The sequence below is a fragment of the Moraxella canis genome (assembly GCF_034424565.1).
Classification (GTDB): Bacteria; Pseudomonadota; Gammaproteobacteria; order Pseudomonadales; family Moraxellaceae; genus Moraxella; species Moraxella canis.
In genome coordinates, this window is sequence record NZ_CP139961.1 from 2,101,509 (window position 1) to 2,120,818 (window position 19,310).

Below are 19,310 nucleotides of genomic sequence, written 5' to 3' on the forward strand. Positions count from 1 at the left end.
AATAATCACTAATACAGACTGGAAATTTTCATGATTAAAAAGCGTGGATTGGGTATGAATCGTGGGCTGGATGCCCTGCTAGGCAACATCTCAGCAGAGAAGAAAATCATCGCCGATGCCCAGTCTTTGGCGGCGAGTGCTACAAGTGAGCAGACCGATAATAAGTCTGATCAAGGCGTGGATCAGTCGGTATCAGAAGCCGATACTCTCATCTCTTTGGAAGAAGCGCCAAAAAAGACCCCAAAAAGCGATAAAAAATCCAAAAAAAGCAAAAAACCCAGCGATGATAACTCAGCTTTAGAGGCTAGCACGGGTGAGAAAGTTGCCCTTGTGCAAATTGCTACCAATCGTCTACAATCAGGCAAATATCAGCCGCGGCGTGACATGAACGAAGAGGCGCTCAATGAGTTGTCGCTTTCTATCAAACAGCATGGCGTGATGCAGCCGATCGTGATTCGTCCGCTTTTGTCAGATGAGGACAAGTCCAGTGATACGGTGACACACGAGATCATCGCTGGCGAGCGTCGGTGGCGAGCGGCGAAACTGGCAGGGCTTGAGACCATTCCTGCCATTGAGCGTGTCTTATCCGATGAGATCGCCATTGCCTTGGCATTGATTGAAAATATTCAGCGTGAAGATCTCAATGTCTTGGAGCAAGCGGCGGCGCTGCAGCGATTTCATACCGAATTTGGTATGAGTCATGCCATGATCGCATCTGTAGTCGGTAAGGCGCGCACGACGGTTTCCAATTTAATGCGGCTCAATCATCTGCATAATCAAGTCAAACAATATATGCTTGATGGCGTGATGGACATGGGGCACGCACGCGCACTTTTATCGCTATCCCAAGAGCAGCAGCCAGTCATCGCCAAGAAAATTGTTGATGGCGGTATGACTGTGCGAGATGCCGAAAGACTGGTCAAATCAATTTTAGATCCTGATCCCAAGCACACAGTTCAGCCAGACCATGAGGTGTTGGCACTGTCTCAGCAGATATCGGATGCCTTGGGTGCCAAGGTTAAGCTAAAGCAAGGCAAAGATGGCAAAGGCAGTGTGGAGATTTTCTTTTATAGCCACGATGAGCTTGGTGAGCTGATAGATAGATTGCGCCAGATGTCGAATTATTGATAATCACACAAAATAGGCAGGGCAGTCATCATGAAGAAGCTTGAGTTGATGCTTACGCAGGCGTGGCAAAATAATGCGCCTTGGTTAAAGGTCTTGACACCATTATCAGGACTATACAGCGTGGTCACTCATGCCAGAAAGTCTTTATATGATTCAGGTAAATTCCCCATTTATCGGGCACCTGTACCTGTTCTTGTCATTGGTAATATCACCGTTGGCGGTAGTGGCAAAACGCCGCTGATCATTGCTCTAACTAAAATTTTACTTAAGCGGGGTGTGAGCGTTGCTGTCATCAGTCGAGGCTATGGCGGTGATACTGCCCAAATGCCCAAACTGGTCACCCCTAGTTGCACGCCCAGCGAAGTGGGCGACGAGCCTTGTTTAATTGTCCAAAGCCTGCATTCTGGTGGCTTGCATCTGCCGATGGCGGTTGCGCCAGATCGCGGTCAAGCCATCGATTTATTATTACAAAATTTTCCTGAAACGACGCTCATCATCAGTGATGATGGTCTGCAGCATTATGCACTGCATCGCGATGAAGAATGGATCGTTGTTGATGCTGCCAGAGGTTTTGGTAATGGTAAGCTTCTGCCACAAGGCTTTTTAAGAGAGCCTATTGACCGATTGCAAGGCGCGTTGGTGATCTACCATGATAAAAACATTGCCAGTTATCCCGATGATGCGATGACGATGAGCCTAAGGGCAGGGCGGATTGAGCCGCTTTTGGGCACTGCCAAAAGTCCTGCGCCATCTACAGGTATGTGCGTTCACGCGGTCAGCGGTATCGGGTATCCTAAGCGGTTTTTTGATACTTTATCGGATAAGGGGTTTTTGGTTATTCCGCATCCTTTTGGGGATCATCATGATTTTAGGGTTGAAGACTTGGTCGATTTGACGGATTATCCCATCATTGTCACCAGTAAGGATGCGGTCAAATTGCGTCATTTGGCTGCTCAAACGACTCATGATATTTTTGATCGGATTTGGGTGCTGCCTGTGGAGGCGGTATTGTCTTGTGCGGTTTTTGAGCAGATCGATCGTTTGATTGCCAATTATCAATTAAATTAATCAGCTGTAACTATTTTAAGGATTTGGATGTCAGTTTTTTCTGTGATTGGTCAGCAGGCGACGCGTTTTACCACGATCATTATTATTTTGGCGACACTGATCGCTATCATAGCTCCTGAGGTTTTTTCTTGGGTTAGGGGCGATATTCAGCTGCTGCTGGTGGGTGTCGTGATGCTAGGAATGGGCATCACATTAGGTAAAAAAGACTATAAGATCCTAGCGCAGCGCCCATTGGATATTTTTATAGGATCTATGATTCAGTACACCGTGATGCCACTGCTTGCCATCGGCATTGGGCGAGGGCTTGGGCTGTCGGATGGCTTAACGCTGGGCTTGGTTTTGGTGGGGTCTTGTCCTGGTGGCGTGTCGTCGAATATCATGACATATTTGGCACGTGGTGATGTGGCTTTTTCGGTGGGTATGACGACAGCATCGACACTGCTTGCACCTGTGATGACCCCACTTTGGCTCATGCTACTGATGGGTGAGACGGTGAACATGGATGCTTGGGGAATGTTCAAAGTCATGGTTTTGGTGACTTTATTTCCTGTCATATTGGGATCGATCTCAAATATGTCATTGCATAAACAGGCTTGGTTTTCAAGCCTTAAAGATGTGATGCCTGCTGTCGCTGTACTGGCTTTTGCTTGCATTGTCGGTGGAGTGGTGGGGGCAAATGTGCATCGTTTTATGGAATCGGCGTTAGTGATGTTTTTGGCTGTGGCTGCCCATAATACCTCAGGGTATGTTTTGGGATATTATGCAGCTGCGACAGCGGGCATGACCACCGCAAAAAAGCGGACAGTGTCGATCGAAACAGGCATTCAAAATACTGGTCTTGCCACAGGGCTTAGCGCCAAATTTTTCCCCACCAATGCGGAAGCCGCCATCGCTGCAGCGGTTGCAGTAGTTTGGCATTCGATCTCAGGGACTTTGCTTGGAAATGCCTTTGGATGGTGGGATAAGCGTAAAAATACCTAAATTTAATTTGTAAGGATAGCTATGCAAAAAATTCATTTGATCATTCCAGCGCGTTATCAATCTTCTCGCCTACCAGGTAAGCCTCTATTGCGATTGCATGATCAGCCGATGATTCTGTGGACAGCAAAAAAAGCCCTAAAAGCAAGCTTTGCAGATACCATCTGTGTGGCTACCGATGATAAGCGGATTTATCAAACTTGCGCTGATGCAGGCATACCTGTGGTGATGACCGACAGCGCTCATCCATCTGGAACGGATAGATTGGCTCAAGTGGCATCGGACTTAGACTTTGGCGATGATGATATTATTGTGAATATGCAGGGCGATGAACCTTTGGTGCCGCCAGTGCTGCTTGAGCAGGTGGCGCAGCTTTTGATTGACAATCCAGATTGCGCGATGGCGACTTTATGTGAGCCAATTTATGATCAAGAAGAGTTTTTGCGCCCCTCAGTGGTCAAAGTGGTGATGGATCAGGCAAAACGCGCCTTGTATTTTAGCCGTGCGCCCATTCCGCATGATCGTGACGGCTCATCAGATGTGCCGAATAACGCATTTCGCCATTTGGGCTTGTATGCTTATCGTGTGCGTATGCTCAAGCAATTTACAAGCTGGACTCAAGGAGTGCTTGAAAAATTAGAAAGCCTAGAGCAGCTTAGAGTGCTTGAAAATGGTGAACGTATCGCCATTGATATTGCAAAAGTCGCACTGCCAGCAGGGGTGGATACGCCTCAGGATCTGGAGCGACTAAATGCCATGCCGCTGGATGAATTTTTGGCTTATTGATTGGTGCTAATTTGATGGATGCTCTTCATGAGGCTTATTTTGCGCCGCTTTTGCCTTGGCAGAGGCAGGCTTGGCAGCAGCTGACAGGACAGTTCATTGAGCAGCATTTGCCGCATGGCTTACTCGCCGCAGGTCAAAAAGGCATCGGTAAGCGTGAGTTTGTTTGGCGATTTGTGGCGTATTTACTGTGTCTGCATCGAGACCAGCATGGCGCATGTGGTCACTGCCAGAGCTGTCAATGGCTGCGTGCTGGGACACATCCTGACTTGTTGGTCTTACCACAGGGTGCCAAATCTGGTGATTCACAGGGTGAGAGCATTAAGATTGATGATATCCGCGCGCTCCAAGAATACAGCCAAACCAAAGGGCATGGGGTAAAGGTCATTGTGCTCGATGGAGCGGATACGCTGACGTTAGGCGCCGCCAACGCATTTTTAAAGACACTTGAGGAGCCTAGGGATGGCGTGTTTTTGATACTCATTACCGATCATCCGTCTAGACTTTTACCTACCATCAAAAGCCGTGTACAGACAATGCCTTTATCTTATATCGACAAAGTAGAGGCGATTGGTTATTTAAGTGACTTTATGTCACCTGAGCTATCACAGATTTTACTGGACATCAGTGATGGTGCGGTCTTGCAAGCCAAAGCATTGGCTGACGCCAACTGGTTTGATCAGCGCATACTTTGGCTAAAAACTTTCGCTGCGCTACAACTATCCAAGCGTACAGCCAGCGCCGCCAGTAGCTACTGGCAAAAAGCTTTGACTTTGGATGAATTCATCACTTTGTCAAGAGTCATGCTAACGGATTTGTGGCGCATACTGTTGGGATTGCCAAGCTTGCATCAGGATATAGATGCTCAGATGCTGGTTGGTCAGGTTCAGCTTGAGGCTGCAAAACTTAACTCACTGCTAAGCTGTATCGATGATGTGCAGACAGCTCATGCCCAAAATGTGCAAGAGGCTTTGGGCTTTGACCGTATTTTAATTGAGATGGCAAAATGACGGCTTCATTCATCAACACAAGCAGTGTGGGCTGATGATTGGTAATTAAATTTTAAACCGTTTGATGATGACCGATTAACAATTCGATCATAGCGGCAGGAGAATAAAAAGGTTTTGATTAATTATTTAAAATTTAAAAGCCAAAACCTTTTTTGATAATATTTTGGCAAGTTTCATTGGTTTGGTGAAACTTGCTCTTTATCGGGAGTTACCAACGAATTGGTGTGATGTGCGGCTGATTGGCTTTGAGGTGTTCATAAGTGCCCTTGACCAAAATATCAGAGTTCACCGTATTGATGTTGGTATGACCACAAAACGCCATCGTCACATCACATTCTTTATAAATGATCTCTAGCGCACGGCGTACACCGTCTTCACCGTAAGCACCCAAGCCATACAAAAACGAACGCCCAATCATCGTACCTTTTGCCCCCAAGGCAATGGCTTTTAGAACATCTTGACCTGAGCGAATCCCACTGTCTAGCCAAACTTCGCAGTTGGGATTTTCGGCTTGAGATGCCTGCACACACTCAGTCAAAGAAGCAATAGAGCTGGGCGCGCCATCAAGCTGACGACCGCCGTGGTTTGAGATCACCATCGCATCAGCACCCGAGCGAGCCGCCATAATGGCATCTTCAGGCTCCATGATGCCTTTTAGGATCAATGGACCGCCCCACAGATCTTTGATGCGCGCCACATCATCCCAGCTTAGACCTGGGTCAAACTGCTCCGCCGTCCAAGCTGACAAGCTAGACAGATCGGACACATTTTTGGCGTGACCTGCGATATTTCTGAAAGTATGGCGCTTGGTACCAAGCATATTATAGCACCACTCAGGCTTAGTCATTAAGTTTAAGATATTTTTTAGCGTCGGTTTTGGCGGTGCTGATAGCCCATTTTTAATGTCTTTATGGCGCTGACCTAAGACTTGCAAATCCGCCGTCAAAATCAGTGCCGAACAATTGGCAGCTTTAGCACGCTTGATTAAATTTTCCATAAATTCTTTATCGCGCATGACATACAGCTGAAACCAAAATGGCTTGGTAGTATTTTCGGCGACATCTTCGATTGAGCAAATCGACATGGTGGATAGCGAAAACGGAATGCCAAATTTCTCGGCAGCGCGCGCCGCGTGAATCTCGCCATCCGCCCACATCATGCCAGTAAATCCAGTTGGTGCAATCGCCACAGGCATGGTGACATCTTGACCGATCATTTGTGTGGCAAGCGAGCGGTTATCCATATCGACAAGGACGCGCTGACGCAGCTTGATGCGATCAAAGTCCGTTTCGTTATTGCGATAAGTGGTCTGTGTCCACGAGCCTGAATCTACATAATCATAAAACATGCGCGGTACTTTACGCTCAGCGATACGACGCAGATCTTCAATTTCGGTAATTTTGCTTAAATCAGCCATTCTAATTTCTCATTTAATCAAGTGTTTTTAAAAATTATTTTCAAATTTAGCAGGCTATTTTACTTGTTTTTACCCCAAATCGGCAAGTAAAAACTATCAGCAAGCGATGATTTATTGCAAATAGCCCAAATCAATTGAGCCATTTGCTAATCCTACTTATGCTTTGTTGCCCACCTTGCTCATGATGAATAAAAACGCCAGTGGCCAGATGATCGCACCTACCCAATATAGCGGATTAAAAATGATCGCCATGCCCACAAGACCAGCCTGGATCACATAGTAAGTCATGGCGATTAAGGTTTTGCGAATCACATAGCCTTCGCGATTGACCAAGCCCACGACCGCGCACGCAGCAACAACATTATGCACCGAGATCATATTGCCCGCTGCGCCGCCCACCGCTTGTAAGGACACGACCTTAGCGGCATCCATGACACCTAAGCCAATTTGGGTCGCAGTGCCCCATTGGAAATGTGAAAACATCATATTTGATACTGTATTTGAGCCAGCAATAAAGGCGCCCAAGCCGCCAATCCAAGGCGAGACAAGTGGCCACATCCCTTCAAAGGCTTGCGCAGCAGACGCTGCCAAAACTTTTGGCATGGCGATCATTTGTACCGCAGCGTCTGGCGCAGTGCCTGAATTGATAAATACCTGAACCATCGGCACCGAAAATAGCAATGCAGGCGCAGCAGCAAGCATGGTTTTACCAGATTCTGACCAGCTTTTTTTGACCATATTGCCTGTCATGCCAAAAATAAAAATACACAAAATTGACACCAGTAAGAGCACGCCGCCAGGGGAATATAGTAGCTGTGTTTTATTGGTAATGCTAGTGCCTAGAATATTAGCAAAAATAATCGAAACCGAATCACTGGTTAGCCATGCTTTGAGCGGTGCGACGGTGCGCGTGATGATTAAGATGGCAATGATCAGCAGATACGGTGAAAAGGCACGCATGACTGAAAATTTTGGGACAGTCGTGCCGGCCGACTCAGTGATGGCAAATTCACTGACCCATTCTTTTTCCCAGCTGTCACGCGGACCAAAATCAAAGGTTTCTTTGGGAATCAAAAAACCACGCTTAGCAGCAGGAATGACCAATGACAAGCCAACGACGGCGCCCACAATGGATGGCAGTTCAGGACCGATAAATTTAGCGGTCAAGGCATAAGGAATGGTGAATGCCAAGCCTGCAAAAATCGCAAAGGGCGCAGCTTTTAGACCTTCGGTAAACGAGCGTTTTTGACCAAAAAATAATGTCAAAAATCCGCATAATATCAGCGGAATCAAAAAGCCGACGGCACCATGAATCATGCCGACATTGCCTGAGATATTAAAAATATAAGCCGGTAAATCCATGCCGACATTTGCCAAAGCGTTGGCAACATCTTCTTTATTTTCAAGGCCTGAATTGACGCCAATCAGTAGCGGAGTGCCTACCGCACCATAAGACACAGGTGTGGACTGAATGATTAATACTGCCATCACACACGCCATCGCAGGAAAGCCTAATGCCAATAATAAAGGCGCTGCCACTGCCGACGGCGTACCCCAACCTGTTGAGCCTTCGATCAGACAGCCAAATAGCCAAGCAACAATGATCATTTGCACACGGCGATCTGGTGAAATGTCCATAAAGCCTTGGCGGATGGCGTTAATTGCGCCGCTGTGTTTTAAGGTGTTTAAAATCAAAATGGCAGAAAAAACGATGAACAAGACATTCACCGCCGTTAATACACCGTGAATGGTCGCTGCAGCGATTTGATGACCGCTGGTATGCCAAACAAAATATGATAAAGCAGCTGTCGCAAGATAAGCTAAGCTCATCGCATATTTGGCTGGCAGACGCATCACCACCAAGAGCAAAAAAACAATCATGATTGGCAACATCGCCAAAAAAGTAAGCATGCCCACTCCTTGTTTGCATAAAATTGAGCCAAAAAAGTCGCCTGCCGAGAGATGTTCAGGCGACTTTTGGAAAGATAGATTCGTGATGATGCTTTTTAACAAGTGTCAAAACCTGTGAGTGATATAGCAGTTGTGCGGCGAACACTTAAAGAGACACTGTTAAAAACTCATGAAATCTACTAGACAAATAAAAATGCGGTATTTTACCTAAAAAATTATCTAATAGCTAGATTTTAAATTAAAATAAGAATTATTTATAAATAAATCTATGATTTATTTTATGTTTTCGTCATGTGATGATAATTGATAATCAATGATCACAGGTGCATGATCACTAAACCAAGTATCTTTATAGACCCAAGCATTCAAAGTGCGCTCTTTCCAATCAGGCGAGCAGGCGTGATAGTCGATGCGCCATCCTACATTTTTGGCACGGGCTTGACCACGATTTGACCACCAAGAATAAATGTCAGCATCTTGTCGAACCACCCTGAATGTATCCACATAGCCAAGTTCATCATAGATATGATCAAGCCAAGCCCGCTCATGTGGCAGACAGCCCGACGCTTTTTGATTACCTGACCAGTTTTTGATGTCGATGCGCTTATGCACGATATTATAATCACCGCATACGATGACGGATTTATTCTCATCTCGCCATTGTTTGAGGATGTGGCGGTATTTTTCCAAAAAAAGATCTTTTCTAGCTTGGGCATCTTCACCTGATGAGCCAGAAGGTAGGTACAACGAGGCAATGTGCACTGGATGATCGATGCCTTGGGCGGACAAATCAAACTGTGCGCTGATAAATCGTCCTTGACTGTCGGCAAGATCAAAGCCTAAGCCATCCACCACCGACACAAAAGGGAGGCGGCTATAAATGGCTGTGCCAGCATAGCCTGCTTTTTGGGCAGGAAATAGATGCGTGTGCCAGCCGTCTGGGCGAAATTGATCCGTCCACTGTTCGTGAGTGATGCGTGATTCTTGGATGCACACTACGTCAGCATCACTGACAGCCAACCACTCAAAAAATCCCTTTTTTTGAGCTGCGCGTAAGCCATTGACATTGATAGAAACCACGCGCAGCACTTGATCAGCATTATCATAGATGGACTTGGATGGCACAATGTCATTTGGCTTGACGGCTAAAGCTTTAGAATTGGGCGTTTTTTGCGCACTTTTGATGGCTGATGTGGTATCTTGCTTGGGTAAAGGGGTGATTGATGTCGTTTGAGTTGGTGTGATTTGAGGCTTGGTCAGGCTTTTATTAAGAATAGATTTTGGTTTATTTGGCATCTTGAGAGTATTTTGGGTCATGGTAGTGCTTAATATTAGGATTAAAAAAGGGCGAGATGATCGCCCAGATAGGGCAGATTAGGTATTGGTAGGTTCGTCTAATAAGGTTTCTTCGCTGGATTTCCAGTTGTAAGCGCCATAAAGCACCATTTGCATTTGGCGTGTGCAGCGGTGCAGCATCTGCTGTTTTTTGGCGTCTAACTCATTTTGAGAAGGGCGATCTTCTTCATCCAAAAACTCTGGCATATAAGTCAAATCCAGCCAATCAATGATCCAAGAAAAAGATAAATTAACGCCAGTTTCTGCCAATAAATAACGATCATAGCTGTTAATATGCTCAAACGCAGGCTGTAAACCCAAATCGGTCGTCATGATCTTAGCAAAAGTATCGATCTGCTCGCTGATGGCGCGTCTGACCGCTTCAGAGCCACCAAAGCGCTCACTGGCGATGAATTGCCAATAACGCGGCTGAGCATTAACCGCTTTAAAAAATAGCTGTACACTTTTGGCGATCTGACGGTCAAAGCTTCGCTTGCGTCCAAGCTGCATATGCTCACGAAGTAAGGCAAGCGCACTTCCAAGCTCATCTTCAACCAAGGCTTTACCAAGGCTCTCCATGTCATCAAAATGGCGATAAAAAGCTGTCGGCACTACACCAACCTCACGCGTCACTTGACGCAAGCTGATAGAGCTATAGCCTTGACCACTCATACACAGATCAAGCACGGCATTAAAGAACGCTTGGCGAGTTTGACGCTTTTTTTGCTCACGGTTGGTTGCTTTTTCGATACTCATAGTCTGTCCAGTGATAAACTTAAAAGTTTGAGTGAATGACTGTATATTATGGATAAAAACTTAGCCAGTTGCAAGTCATTCAAGAGGGCTTGCCAAAATTTAATAGCATCAATGCTCTTAGGTGCATGACGGCGATGACTTTAACAGACAAATAAAAATCACTCATCGCTAAAATGAGTGATTTAAAATCAGTATTAAGATATCAATCAGCTTGCTTTGACGCAGTCAAGTAATACTTGATTATTATCGCCAGTCACGACAGCTTTGTTACCATCGATGGTCAGGGTGGTGTTTTGATTGTCACCAAATCCATTATCGCTGGTATACTCATTGTTATTAGCAGGATTTTGATCAAAGTCGTATTCGATGCCATCGTGATTTAGATAAGCTTCCATTTCACCATCATGATTATGGACGGCGATATGAACAGTGTGATTGCCGCACTGATAGGCATCGCCATCAGCATGGCTGTGATCATGACCGGCATGACTGTGATCATCATGGTCATCATGATCATGCGCATCTTCAGTCATCTGAGCCGTTTCAGGTGATTGTTGGGTATCTGCTGGAGCGGCGTCCGTGGTTTGTACTTGTTCAGTGGCTGGAGTATCAGCTTGAGATGCTTCTTCGGCAGGTTTGCTACATGCGGTCAAAGTCAGCGCAGCCACGACAGAAGCTAAAAGTAATTTTTGGTTCATAATCATCCTTTGAGATAACATTAACATCATTAAAAATAGTGACCGTGATAATATAACAAAACCAACCAACAATTTCAAATCACGCTCAGATATTTTGTGAAATCATGAACGGATTTATTATCATCTACAAATAAAATCAGCCAAGTATAACCTGGCTGATAAAGAAATTAATCTAAATGATTTATTTAGACATTGAATCTAAAATGCATGACATCGCCATCTTGAACGATATAGGTCTTGCCCTCTAAGCGAGACTTACCAGCAGCGGCAGCACCTTTTTCGCCGCCGTATTCGATGAAATCGTCATAGCTGATGACTTCAGCACGAATAAAGCCACGCTCAAAATCAGTATGAATCACGCCAGCAGCTTCAGGCGCGGTAGCACCGACTTTGACAGTCCAAGCACGCACTTCCTTGACGCCAGCAGTAAAATAAGTTTGAAGGTTAAGTAGCTCGTAGCCTGCGCGAATCACACGGTCAAGTCCTGCTTCGCTCATGCCCATGCCTTCTAAAAACTCTGCTTTTTCTTCTTCATCAAGCTGCGCTATCTCGGCTTCGATTTGATTACAAAGCGCGACGACGATGGCATCTTCATTGGCAGCAAATTCGCGTACCGCGTCCAAATGTGGGTTGTTTTCAAATCCATCTTCAGACACATTGGCGATGTACATGACAGGCTTAAGTGTGATCAAGCCATAGCTTTTAATCAGCTTTTTTTCGTCGTCATCTAAGCCTGCCAAGCGTGCAGGCTTGCCATCAGCAAGTAAAGGTTCAATTTTTTGAAAGACTGCAAGGGCAGCTTGAGCATCTTTATCGCCGCCTTTGGCTTTTTTGTTGAGATTTGTGATGGCGCGAGTAACGGCATCCAAATCCGCCAAAGCAAGCTCAGTATTGATGGTGTCGATATCAGACAAAGGATTAACACGCCCATCAACATGGATGACATTATCATCATCAAAGCAGCGCACCACATGGGCGATGGCGTCGGTTTCGCGGATATTTGCCAAAAATTGGTTGCCCATGCCTTCGCCTTTAGAAGCGCCTGCCACCAGACCTGCAATATCCACAAACTCCATGCTCGTTGGGATGGTGCGCTCAGGATTAACAATGCCTGCCAGTGCTTTTAGGCGTGGGTCAGGCACAGGGACGATGCCTGTATTTGGGTCTTTGGTACAAAATGGAAAATTTTCTGCAGCAATGCCTGCTTTGGTCAATGCATTAAATAGGGTGGATTTACCGACATTTGGCAAGCCTACAATACCACAATTAAAGCCCATAATAAATTCTCGTATGTTGTGTGAAATTTTGTCATTATACCAAAATTTATCAAATTAAGGTATCAAAAAAGACAAATTCCGAAGCCTAAAACACCACCCAAAACCTGTTTGGGTTGATTTGATGAATTTTCGACTCGTTGCAAAAAATTTCACCATAAACTGGGTTAAAAAGATGAAAAGTGTCAAAAAAATTGTTATAATCAATGGCGAATTTACCTTAAACTTAATTAGCATAAGGATTTACCCATGGCTATCGAACGTACTTTATCTATCATCAAGCCAGACGCAGTTGGCAAAAACCACATCGGCGATATCATCGCTCGTTTTGAAAAAGCAGGCCTTAAGCCAGTTGCAATGAAATATAAGCATCTGTCTCAAGCTGATGCTGAAGGCTTTTATGCTGAGCATAAAGAGCGTGGCTTCTTTGGTGATTTGGTGTCTTTCATGACTTCAGGTCCTGTGGTTGTCTCTGTGCTTGAAGGTGAAAATGCGGTTTTGGCTCATCGTGAGATCTTGGGCGCAACCAACCCACAAGAAGCTGCTCAAGGCACCATCCGTGCAGATTTTGCTGTCAGCATCGATGAAAATGCAGCACACGGTTCTGACTCTGTGGCATCTGCTGAGCGCGAAATCGCCTACTTCTTTGGTGATGACGAAGTTTATCCACGTACTCGTTAATCGCTCAGGCGTCTAAGCGCCCAAGAAACAGCCGTCATATGATGGCTGTTTTTTGTTTCTGTAAAAATTTTGTCTATATATAAATAGTTAAATAACGTGTCATCGTATCTTTAATTCATGATCATTATCTACTCAATATAATGTGCTAGACAAGCTTTTTATTAATTTCTTAGACTCCAAACTATCAAAGTTAAAAATCTCACTTAATCAAACTCCATAAATGGCGTTGTAACTCATTAACATCTTTGTTCCAACGCCATTTACATTCTTTTAAGTGTTGTTCAAAGTTGGCAGTAACACCGTTAAATTTAGCAAGCCGTCTTTTGCTAAAATTTCAAAAGCTCTCAATGCCATTCATATGACATCTACCGTAAGCAAATTCATTGTTGCCATGATTTACTCTAAACTGTTTGTCATAACCTACATCTTTACCAAGTATCACAGCTTGTAAGGTTGCTTTAATGTACCACAACCTGGCTTTAACTTGCTATGAAAGCCCCTTTGTCGCTTTGCCCCAAATAGCTTTCATCCAGTTCAATTGCACCGTATAATAAGCGTTTTTGGTTGGTTTGATACTCATAGATTTCTTGTCTAAAAATACCAAACCAATGATGAATTGTAGTGCGATTTAACTCCAAGCAAAAGTGCTGTTCTTGTTGCATCTATGTCAATACAAAAGCATGTTATGATTTTCTTGAGTTTATAGACACTCAACTTACTGTTATACTTCATATTGCTAGCCTAGCCTAGGTTGGGTTAGGTTGCTAGATTGGAGTCTTTTTTATTAATTGCTTAATTTCTTCCTGTTATCATTACTGTTTTGGCAGTGGTATTCTTGAGTATGCCGGCATTGACACAATTTGCCAAACCTGACCGGCGGATCAGTGATGCAGCGGTCATCACGCCAGCAGATCAGCCGACCAAACCCTTGGTCAGCGTGCGTCCAAATGAACCAATCAAACCCATTCAGCCTGCTGTGGTCGAAAATATTTCTGCAGTTGATTTAGGGGGGGCTTTGGTTCGACCCACACTTATCAGAATCAGGCAGTTTGTCTTGTAATCCGTGTCATAACCTTGCCATGGGTAGCACGGGTAAACGGATAATATGCCGACTTCATTTCCATGACGGTCAAGTCAATTCTCTTGAAGAAGCTGTACAAATCATGGGTAAAATTCAGCTAAATAAACAATTCACCAATGAAGAAACGGCTGATATTGTCGCATTTTTAAGAACATTGACAGGTGATCAGCCGAACATTAAGCTTCCAATGCTACCACCTTCAAATGCTTCGACGCCACTACCAAACCCATTTGGCGAATAACTCAAAGAAGTCTTAATCAAATAAAAACAAGCGATAAATCTATCGCTTGTTTTTATTTTTGTAGATTGAATTAACCGGTTATTGGCAACGAAATTTGACGGTATATTCAAAATCATCATCACGGCTAAGCTTAGGTGCGGATTGACCAAGAACAGCGCCTGCAACACTCACTCCTTGCTCAATCATACGACCTGTACGCTCATCAAGAATACCATTATAAGTCAGCTTATCAGACACAACTACAGGCGTGCGCATACCACATTGCTTTTTGGCGGCTGTCAAGGCGGACTCTTGGGCTTTGGTTTTGGTTGCACCCAAGCCTGTGGTTTCGTGAACGCCGTCAGCGCGTGTGATGACAGGTGCAGTGGTAGTTGTGCTGGCACAGGCTGATAGTAAGGTAGCAACAGTAGCGATCGCTAGTATTTTTTTCATCATAACTTCCTAATGATAGACCATTGATTTAGTCAGTATAACAAGAAATCACGGCATTTCAAGTAAGGTATTTTGCGCAACTGTGGGCTTTTTGTAGATCATGCTGCATACCATGCTAAGTTTTGCACAGCGCTAAATTATGATATAATGCGATTCATTTACCAAGCTGATTTTAATTATGAAACAACAGATATTACTGATCGATGCGCCTGCAGGTGTGTTAGAAGTTGATGCCATTTGGCAGTCAGGCGAGCGAGCGGCTGAAGATGGCTTGGCGATTCTTTGTCATCCCAATCCTGCCCAAGGCGGCACGATGAATAATAAAGTGGTTAGCACCATGTACCGATTTTGTCGTGATGCCGGCATGGATGTGCTGCGGTTTAACTTTCGTGGTGTGGGTCAGTCAACTGGAGTCACGGGTACCGGCGATGGCGAGCTTGAAGATGCGCTGACGGTACTGCGATATGCTTTGGATAAAACCAAAGCCCGTAAGCTTTGGCTAGGGGGCTTTAGTTTTGGTGGATATACTGCCGCACGCTTGGCAAGTCTGATGACGGATAATGAAGAATTTGCCGACGTGAATTTGCATAATTTAGCGCTCATCGCACCTTCAGTAATGCGTGTTGGCATGGCGTCTTTGCGTTGGCAGGCTGATCATACATTTATGATTTATGGCGATCAAGATGAACTGGTCAGTCCTGAGCATTTGGCGCAGTTTGCCGAAGAAAGGGATATTCCCACTACCGTGCTTTCAACAGGTCATTTTTTTCATGGTAAACTGGTTGAGCTTGGGCAGATTTTACAAGAACAAACCCAAATTTAAATTAAAAATATAACAAGGATTCATCATGTCAAATCAAACTCCGTTAGAGCGCTATCAGGCTGCTTTGGCTACTGGCGATTTTAGTGAAGATGCCGTTCAGTTGGCGGCAGTGACTTATATGGATAATTTGTATCACGAAATTATCAAAGCAGAAGATAATGCAGGCGGCGGATGGTTTTCAAGCCTATTTAAATCTAAGCCAGCAACGCCGAAAGGGCTATATATGTGGGGCGGCGTGGGACGCGGTAAGACTTGGATGATGGATATGTTTTATGAAAGTCTGCCGATAAAGCGTAAGATGCGAATGCATTTTCACCACTTTATGCAGCGTGTTCAGCGTGAATTGGTGGCGCTCCAAGGTCAATCCGACCCCTTGCAAAAAGTTGCCGATATCATTCATCAAGAAGCTGTAGTTATTTGCTTTGATGAATTTTTTGTCTCAAATGTCTCAGATGCGATGATTTTGGGCGATTTATTTAGCATGTTGTTTGATCGCGGTATTACATTGGTGGCGACTTCTAACATTGAGCCATCAGGACTATACAAAAACGGCATTCATCGTGATAGATTCTTACCTGCCATCGCTCAAGTTGAAAAACATACAACCGTCATGAATATTGATGCTGGCATTGATTATCGCCTAAGACTTTTAAAGCAAGCTAAGCTTTACAGCTCACCTTTGACTGATGACACAAAAGATTGGCTGTCGGAGCGATTTGATACTTTGGCAGGGGGTCAGACCATCAGCACATCACCCATTGAGATTGGCGGTCGTAATATTGATATTATTAAGCGTACAGAAACGGTGCTGCTGGCTGACTTTCGAGCGCTGTGTATGCAGCCGCGTTCGGCAGCGGATTTTATTGAGATTGCCAATGATTTTGATACCGTCATGGTGGATAATGTGCCTGCCCTGAACGATACTCTCATGGATCCGACGCGCCGCTTTATTTATTTGGTGGATGAATTTTATGATCGCAGGGTAAAACTCTTGATACGAGCTGAGCAGTCTATTTTGGAGCTTTATCAGGGCGAGAAATTGGCGTTTGAAATTGAGCGGACGCGTTCACGCTTATTGGAGATGCAGTCAGAAGAATACTTGGCAGAAGAGCATCGCTTGGATTAATAGGGCGATATTGATTTTTAATAAAAATTAAGGATAAAATAATGACAAATGAGATTTTGACTATCATTCACCAGCGCCGTAGCATCGGCAACTTATCCTTGCCCATGCCAAATGAGGCTGAACTACAAGCGGTATTAGGCGCGGCGATGGTGGCGCCAGATCATAAGCAGCTTAAGCCATGGCGTTTTTGGGTATTGACAGGTGAGGCGCTGACCGAATTTGGTCAAGTACTGCTATCAGCAGCGGAGCATGAAGCAGCATCACGCGGTGAGGTTTTGGATGAAGTTGCCATCAAAAAAACACTGAATATGCCACTCAGAGCGCCCATGATCATTGTTATTGCAACGCAATATCAGTATCACGAAAAAGTGCCACCATTTGAGCAGTTGCTGAGCGCAGGGGCGGCTGCCCAAAATATGCTACTCACGCTTGAGTCTTTGGGTTATCGAAGTGTCTGGCGCACAGGTCCTTTGTGTAACACCCCTGAAGTTAAAGCTCATTTTGGTATTACAAAAGAAAATACCATTTGTGGCTTGCTTTATACTGGTTCAAGCAGCGTTCAGATGCCAGATCGTGAGACTGTGGATTTGTCTGACTATGTAGAATATCGTCAGTAACCGATTGTTTTTATTAATATTTAAAGGATGCATGCCGTATGAAGCTGCGCAAACCGAATGTCAAAAACCAAAAAGTACAAAAAATTGTCGATGCTGCCAGCACTGGTATTGATGATGCGGTCAGCGCTATCAAAGAATCAGGCTTGCCGAACAAACCTTTGATTTCAAGCATAGCTGAGCTTGCCGGTCTAAAAAAGAAAAAATCCGCTCAGCTTGCTGAATCGATGCAAGCGGCAGAGCAGGCAGTGTCGGATATTAATCAGATGAGCTTTGCCTTTTTGGGCGGTGGCAGTTTTGGGACTGCCATGGCAAATTTGGCAGCTAAAAATGGTTGCGATGCCACATTGTGGGTACGAGATAAGCGCACCGTAAAGTCATTGCATAAAACTCGAATCAATAAAAAATACCTGCCAAATCATAAGCTTGATGAGCGTTTGAAATTCAGCCATGATCTTCAATCAGCAGTGGCAGGCGTGGATGTGATTTTCGTTGCTGTGCCCAGTTCAGCGTTTCGCGAGATGCTGACCAATATTAAGCCATTTATAACGCACCAAGCGGTAGTTTCATTGACCAAAGGCATGGAAAAAGAGACGTTTGCGATGATGAGTGATATCATCCAAGAGGTATTGCCTGAGGTGAATTTTGGCGTCATGAGCGGACCAAACTTAGCGGTAGAAATTATGGATAATATGCCCACCGCGACAGTCATCGCCTCAGAGTCAGAACCACTTAGAAAAGCAGTTCAAACTGCTTTACATAGCGCGTTTTTTCGTGTTTTTGCCAGCAATGATATTAAGGGAGTGGAGCTCGGCGGGGCGCTAAAAAACATCTATGCCATTGCTATGGGTATGGCGGCAGCGTATGATGTGGGTGAGAATACCAAAGCCATGCTACTCACTCGTGCTCTGGCAGAGATGAGCCGCTTTGGTGTGGCGGTTGGCGCCGACCCTTTAACGTTTTTAGGGCTGTCTGGCGTGGGGGATTTATATGCCACGTGTAGCTCGGTGCTCAGCCGAAACTATCGCATTGGTTATATGCTTGGTCAGGGTGTCAGTCTCGATCATGCCATCAAAAAACTGGGTCAGACTGCCGAAGGCGTCAATACCATTCTTCAGGTGCATTCTCGCGCCAAAGAGCTGGGTATTTATATGCCCATCACTCATGCTCTACACGCCGTATTATATGAGGATAAATCTGCGCTTGGTGTGGCACTCAATTTGATGGAGACAGGTTTTAGAAGTGATGTGGAATTTGTTTTGCCGCATGATGAAAGCAATGTACGCCTGAGCCATGAGTTTAGCGAAGTGCTCAAGAGCAGTGCCGATGCCAGCCCTAAAGATGAAGTTGAAACCAGTCATACGCCTTAGACTTTGGGCATTAACTGTATCAAGGATAAATTATGAAAGTTATTTTTGTACGACATGGAAAAGCTGCGCCATATTGTGAAGATGATGCAGGGCGTGATCTCACCGAATTTGGGCGTCTGCAAGCACAGCAGACAGCTGAGTATCTTACCGAGCATTATCAGCTTGATCTTATCATCGCCAGTCCCTACAATCGTGCCGATCAGACTGCCAAGATTTTATTATCACAGGCGCTTGCCTTAGGTCAAAATCCAAGCTTTCTTAGCTTAAGCAGCATTACGCCTGACGATGATCCTGTGATTGCCATCGATGATCTTGAGTATGCAGTGCGCACCAAGTTAGGCGAAGACTTGACGGGTAAATGTGTTGCGGTGGTTTGCCATATGCCGATTGTCGCATCTATCGTTGCTAAGCTTGAGAATTTAAGTCCTGCGTCATTTGAGTTAGCAGAAGCGCGGGTTTTGCAGATGTCAGTTTTGGCTCAAGGCTTGGCAACGATCCAAGATACATTTATTCCTGATCAGCCCCAATAGCCGTTGTAAATGATCAAATTTTACTTGCAAATTAGCAAGAGATTAATTATAATA

General features: G+C 44.9%; 20 protein-coding genes and 1 pseudogene. 13 read left to right on the forward strand and 8 right to left on the reverse strand.

The annotated features are described in order from the left end of the window. Positions 1 to 30: 30 nt before the first annotated feature. Genes U0021_RS09500 through U0021_RS09520 form a run of 5 tightly spaced genes read left to right on the forward strand, consistent with a single transcriptional unit; the run spans position 31 to position 4,967 of the window. Positions 31 to 1,128 (forward strand): ParB/RepB/Spo0J family partition protein, encoded by a 1,098-nt coding sequence (locus U0021_RS09500; RefSeq protein WP_114800046.1) that lies wholly within the window; start codon positions 31 to 33, stop codon positions 1,126 to 1,128. Between the two features lie 30 nt (positions 1,129 to 1,158). Next, the gene (gene lpxK, locus U0021_RS09505; protein ID WP_114800047.1) at positions 1,159 to 2,196 is read left to right on the forward strand and encodes a tetraacyldisaccharide 4'-kinase; all 1,038 of its coding nucleotides are present in this window, start codon (positions 1,159 to 1,161) and stop codon (positions 2,194 to 2,196) included. A 27-nt stretch (positions 2,197 to 2,223) separates the two neighbouring features. Continuing rightward, positions 2,224 to 3,177 (forward strand): bile acid:sodium symporter family protein, encoded by a 954-nt coding sequence (locus U0021_RS09510; protein WP_114800048.1) that lies wholly within the window; start codon positions 2,224 to 2,226, stop codon positions 3,175 to 3,177. Positions 3,178 to 3,198: 21 nt separating this feature from the next. Further along, positions 3,199 to 3,960: a 3-deoxy-manno-octulosonate cytidylyltransferase gene (gene kdsB / locus U0021_RS09515; RefSeq protein ID WP_114800049.1), complete on the forward strand. Its 762-nt coding sequence runs from the start codon at positions 3,199 to 3,201 to the stop codon at positions 3,958 to 3,960. A 14-nt stretch (positions 3,961 to 3,974) separates the two neighbouring features. Further along, positions 3,975 to 4,967: a DNA polymerase III subunit delta' gene (locus U0021_RS09520; protein WP_114800050.1), complete on the forward strand. Its 993-nt coding sequence runs from the start codon at positions 3,975 to 3,977 to the stop codon at positions 4,965 to 4,967. Positions 4,968 to 5,175: 208 nt separating this feature from the next. Here U0021_RS09520 and U0021_RS09525 read toward each other — a convergent pair whose 3' ends face one another. From U0021_RS09525 to ychF, 6 genes are all read right to left on the reverse strand, one after another. Beyond that, the gene (locus U0021_RS09525) at positions 5,176 to 6,384 is read right to left on the reverse strand and encodes an alpha-hydroxy acid oxidase (RefSeq protein WP_049235901.1); all 1,209 of its coding nucleotides are present in this window, start codon (positions 6,382 to 6,384) and stop codon (positions 5,176 to 5,178) included. 156 nt (positions 6,385 to 6,540) lie between these two features. After that, positions 6,541 to 8,295 (reverse strand): L-lactate permease, encoded by a 1,755-nt coding sequence (locus U0021_RS09530; protein ID WP_114800051.1) that lies wholly within the window; start codon positions 8,293 to 8,295, stop codon positions 6,541 to 6,543. Positions 8,296 to 8,568: 273 nt separating this feature from the next. Continuing rightward, positions 8,569 to 9,423: an exodeoxyribonuclease III gene (locus tag U0021_RS09535; protein WP_114800062.1), complete on the reverse strand. Its 855-nt coding sequence runs from the start codon at positions 9,421 to 9,423 to the stop codon at positions 8,569 to 8,571. 246 nt (positions 9,424 to 9,669) lie between these two features. Beyond that, positions 9,670 to 10,386: a TetR family transcriptional regulator gene (locus tag U0021_RS09540; protein ID WP_114800052.1), complete on the reverse strand. Its 717-nt coding sequence runs from the start codon at positions 10,384 to 10,386 to the stop codon at positions 9,670 to 9,672. 206 nt (positions 10,387 to 10,592) lie between these two features. Next, positions 10,593 to 11,084 (reverse strand): hypothetical protein, encoded by a 492-nt coding sequence (locus U0021_RS09545; protein WP_078256194.1) that lies wholly within the window; start codon positions 11,082 to 11,084, stop codon positions 10,593 to 10,595. A gap of 185 nt (positions 11,085 to 11,269) precedes the next feature. Beyond that, positions 11,270 to 12,361 carry a redox-regulated ATPase YchF gene (gene ychF / locus U0021_RS09550; RefSeq protein ID WP_114800053.1) on the reverse strand — a complete coding sequence of 364 codons (1,092 nt, stop codon included), beginning with the start codon at positions 12,359 to 12,361 and terminating at the stop codon, positions 11,270 to 11,272. A gap of 246 nt (positions 12,362 to 12,607) precedes the next feature. On the opposite strand from ychF, the gene ndk reads away from it, so the two are divergent. Next, positions 12,608 to 13,039 carry a nucleoside-diphosphate kinase gene (ndk, locus tag U0021_RS09555; RefSeq protein WP_003658352.1) on the forward strand — a complete coding sequence of 144 codons (432 nt, stop codon included), beginning with the start codon at positions 12,608 to 12,610 and terminating at the stop codon, positions 13,037 to 13,039. A gap of 199 nt (positions 13,040 to 13,238) precedes the next feature. On the opposite strand, the pseudogene U0021_RS09560 reads toward ndk, so the two are convergent. Further along, positions 13,239 to 13,771, reverse strand: a pseudogene (locus U0021_RS09560) (IS1595 family transposase). A gap of 109 nt (positions 13,772 to 13,880) precedes the next feature. On the opposite strand from U0021_RS09560, the gene U0021_RS09565 reads away from it, so the two are divergent. Continuing rightward, positions 13,881 to 14,099: a hypothetical protein gene (locus U0021_RS09565; protein ID WP_114799909.1), complete on the forward strand. Its 219-nt coding sequence runs from the start codon at positions 13,881 to 13,883 to the stop codon at positions 14,097 to 14,099. Beyond that, positions 14,089 to 14,361, forward strand: a complete 273-nt coding sequence (locus tag U0021_RS09570; RefSeq protein WP_114799910.1) for a hypothetical protein — start codon at positions 14,089 to 14,091, stop codon at positions 14,359 to 14,361. The genes U0021_RS09565 and U0021_RS09570 overlap by 11 nt, the downstream gene beginning before the upstream one ends. Positions 14,362 to 14,439: 78 nt before the next feature. On the opposite strand, the gene U0021_RS09575 is transcribed toward U0021_RS09570, so the two are convergent. Beyond that, complete coding sequence (locus tag U0021_RS09575; RefSeq protein WP_114799911.1) at positions 14,440 to 14,793, reverse strand: hypothetical protein; 354 nt, start codon at positions 14,791 to 14,793, stop codon at positions 14,440 to 14,442. A gap of 178 nt (positions 14,794 to 14,971) precedes the next feature. Here U0021_RS09575 and U0021_RS09580 point away from each other — a divergent pair, with 178 nt between their 5' ends. From U0021_RS09580 to sixA, 5 genes are read left to right on the forward strand one after another with little or no spacing between them, the layout of a single operon-like run. Then, positions 14,972 to 15,616, forward strand: a complete 645-nt coding sequence (locus tag U0021_RS09580) for an alpha/beta hydrolase (protein ID WP_114799912.1) — start codon at positions 14,972 to 14,974, stop codon at positions 15,614 to 15,616. Between the two features lie 25 nt (positions 15,617 to 15,641). Beyond that, a complete protein-coding gene (zapE, locus tag U0021_RS09585) occupies positions 15,642 to 16,742 on the forward strand; it encodes a cell division protein ZapE (protein WP_114799913.1) in 1,101 nt (366 codons plus the stop codon). Positions 16,743 to 16,783: 41 nt separating this feature from the next. Then, positions 16,784 to 17,359: a nitroreductase family protein gene (locus U0021_RS09590; protein ID WP_114799914.1), complete on the forward strand. Its 576-nt coding sequence runs from the start codon at positions 16,784 to 16,786 to the stop codon at positions 17,357 to 17,359. 38 nt (positions 17,360 to 17,397) lie between these two features. Beyond that, complete coding sequence (locus U0021_RS09595) at positions 17,398 to 18,726, forward strand: NAD(P)H-dependent glycerol-3-phosphate dehydrogenase (protein WP_114799915.1); 1,329 nt, start codon at positions 17,398 to 17,400, stop codon at positions 18,724 to 18,726. Positions 18,727 to 18,758: 32 nt separating this feature from the next. After that, on the forward strand, positions 18,759 to 19,256 hold the full coding sequence (gene sixA, locus U0021_RS09600; protein WP_114799916.1) for a phosphohistidine phosphatase SixA: 498 nt from the start codon (positions 18,759 to 18,761) through the stop codon (positions 19,254 to 19,256). Positions 19,257 to 19,310 lie beyond the last annotated feature (54 nt).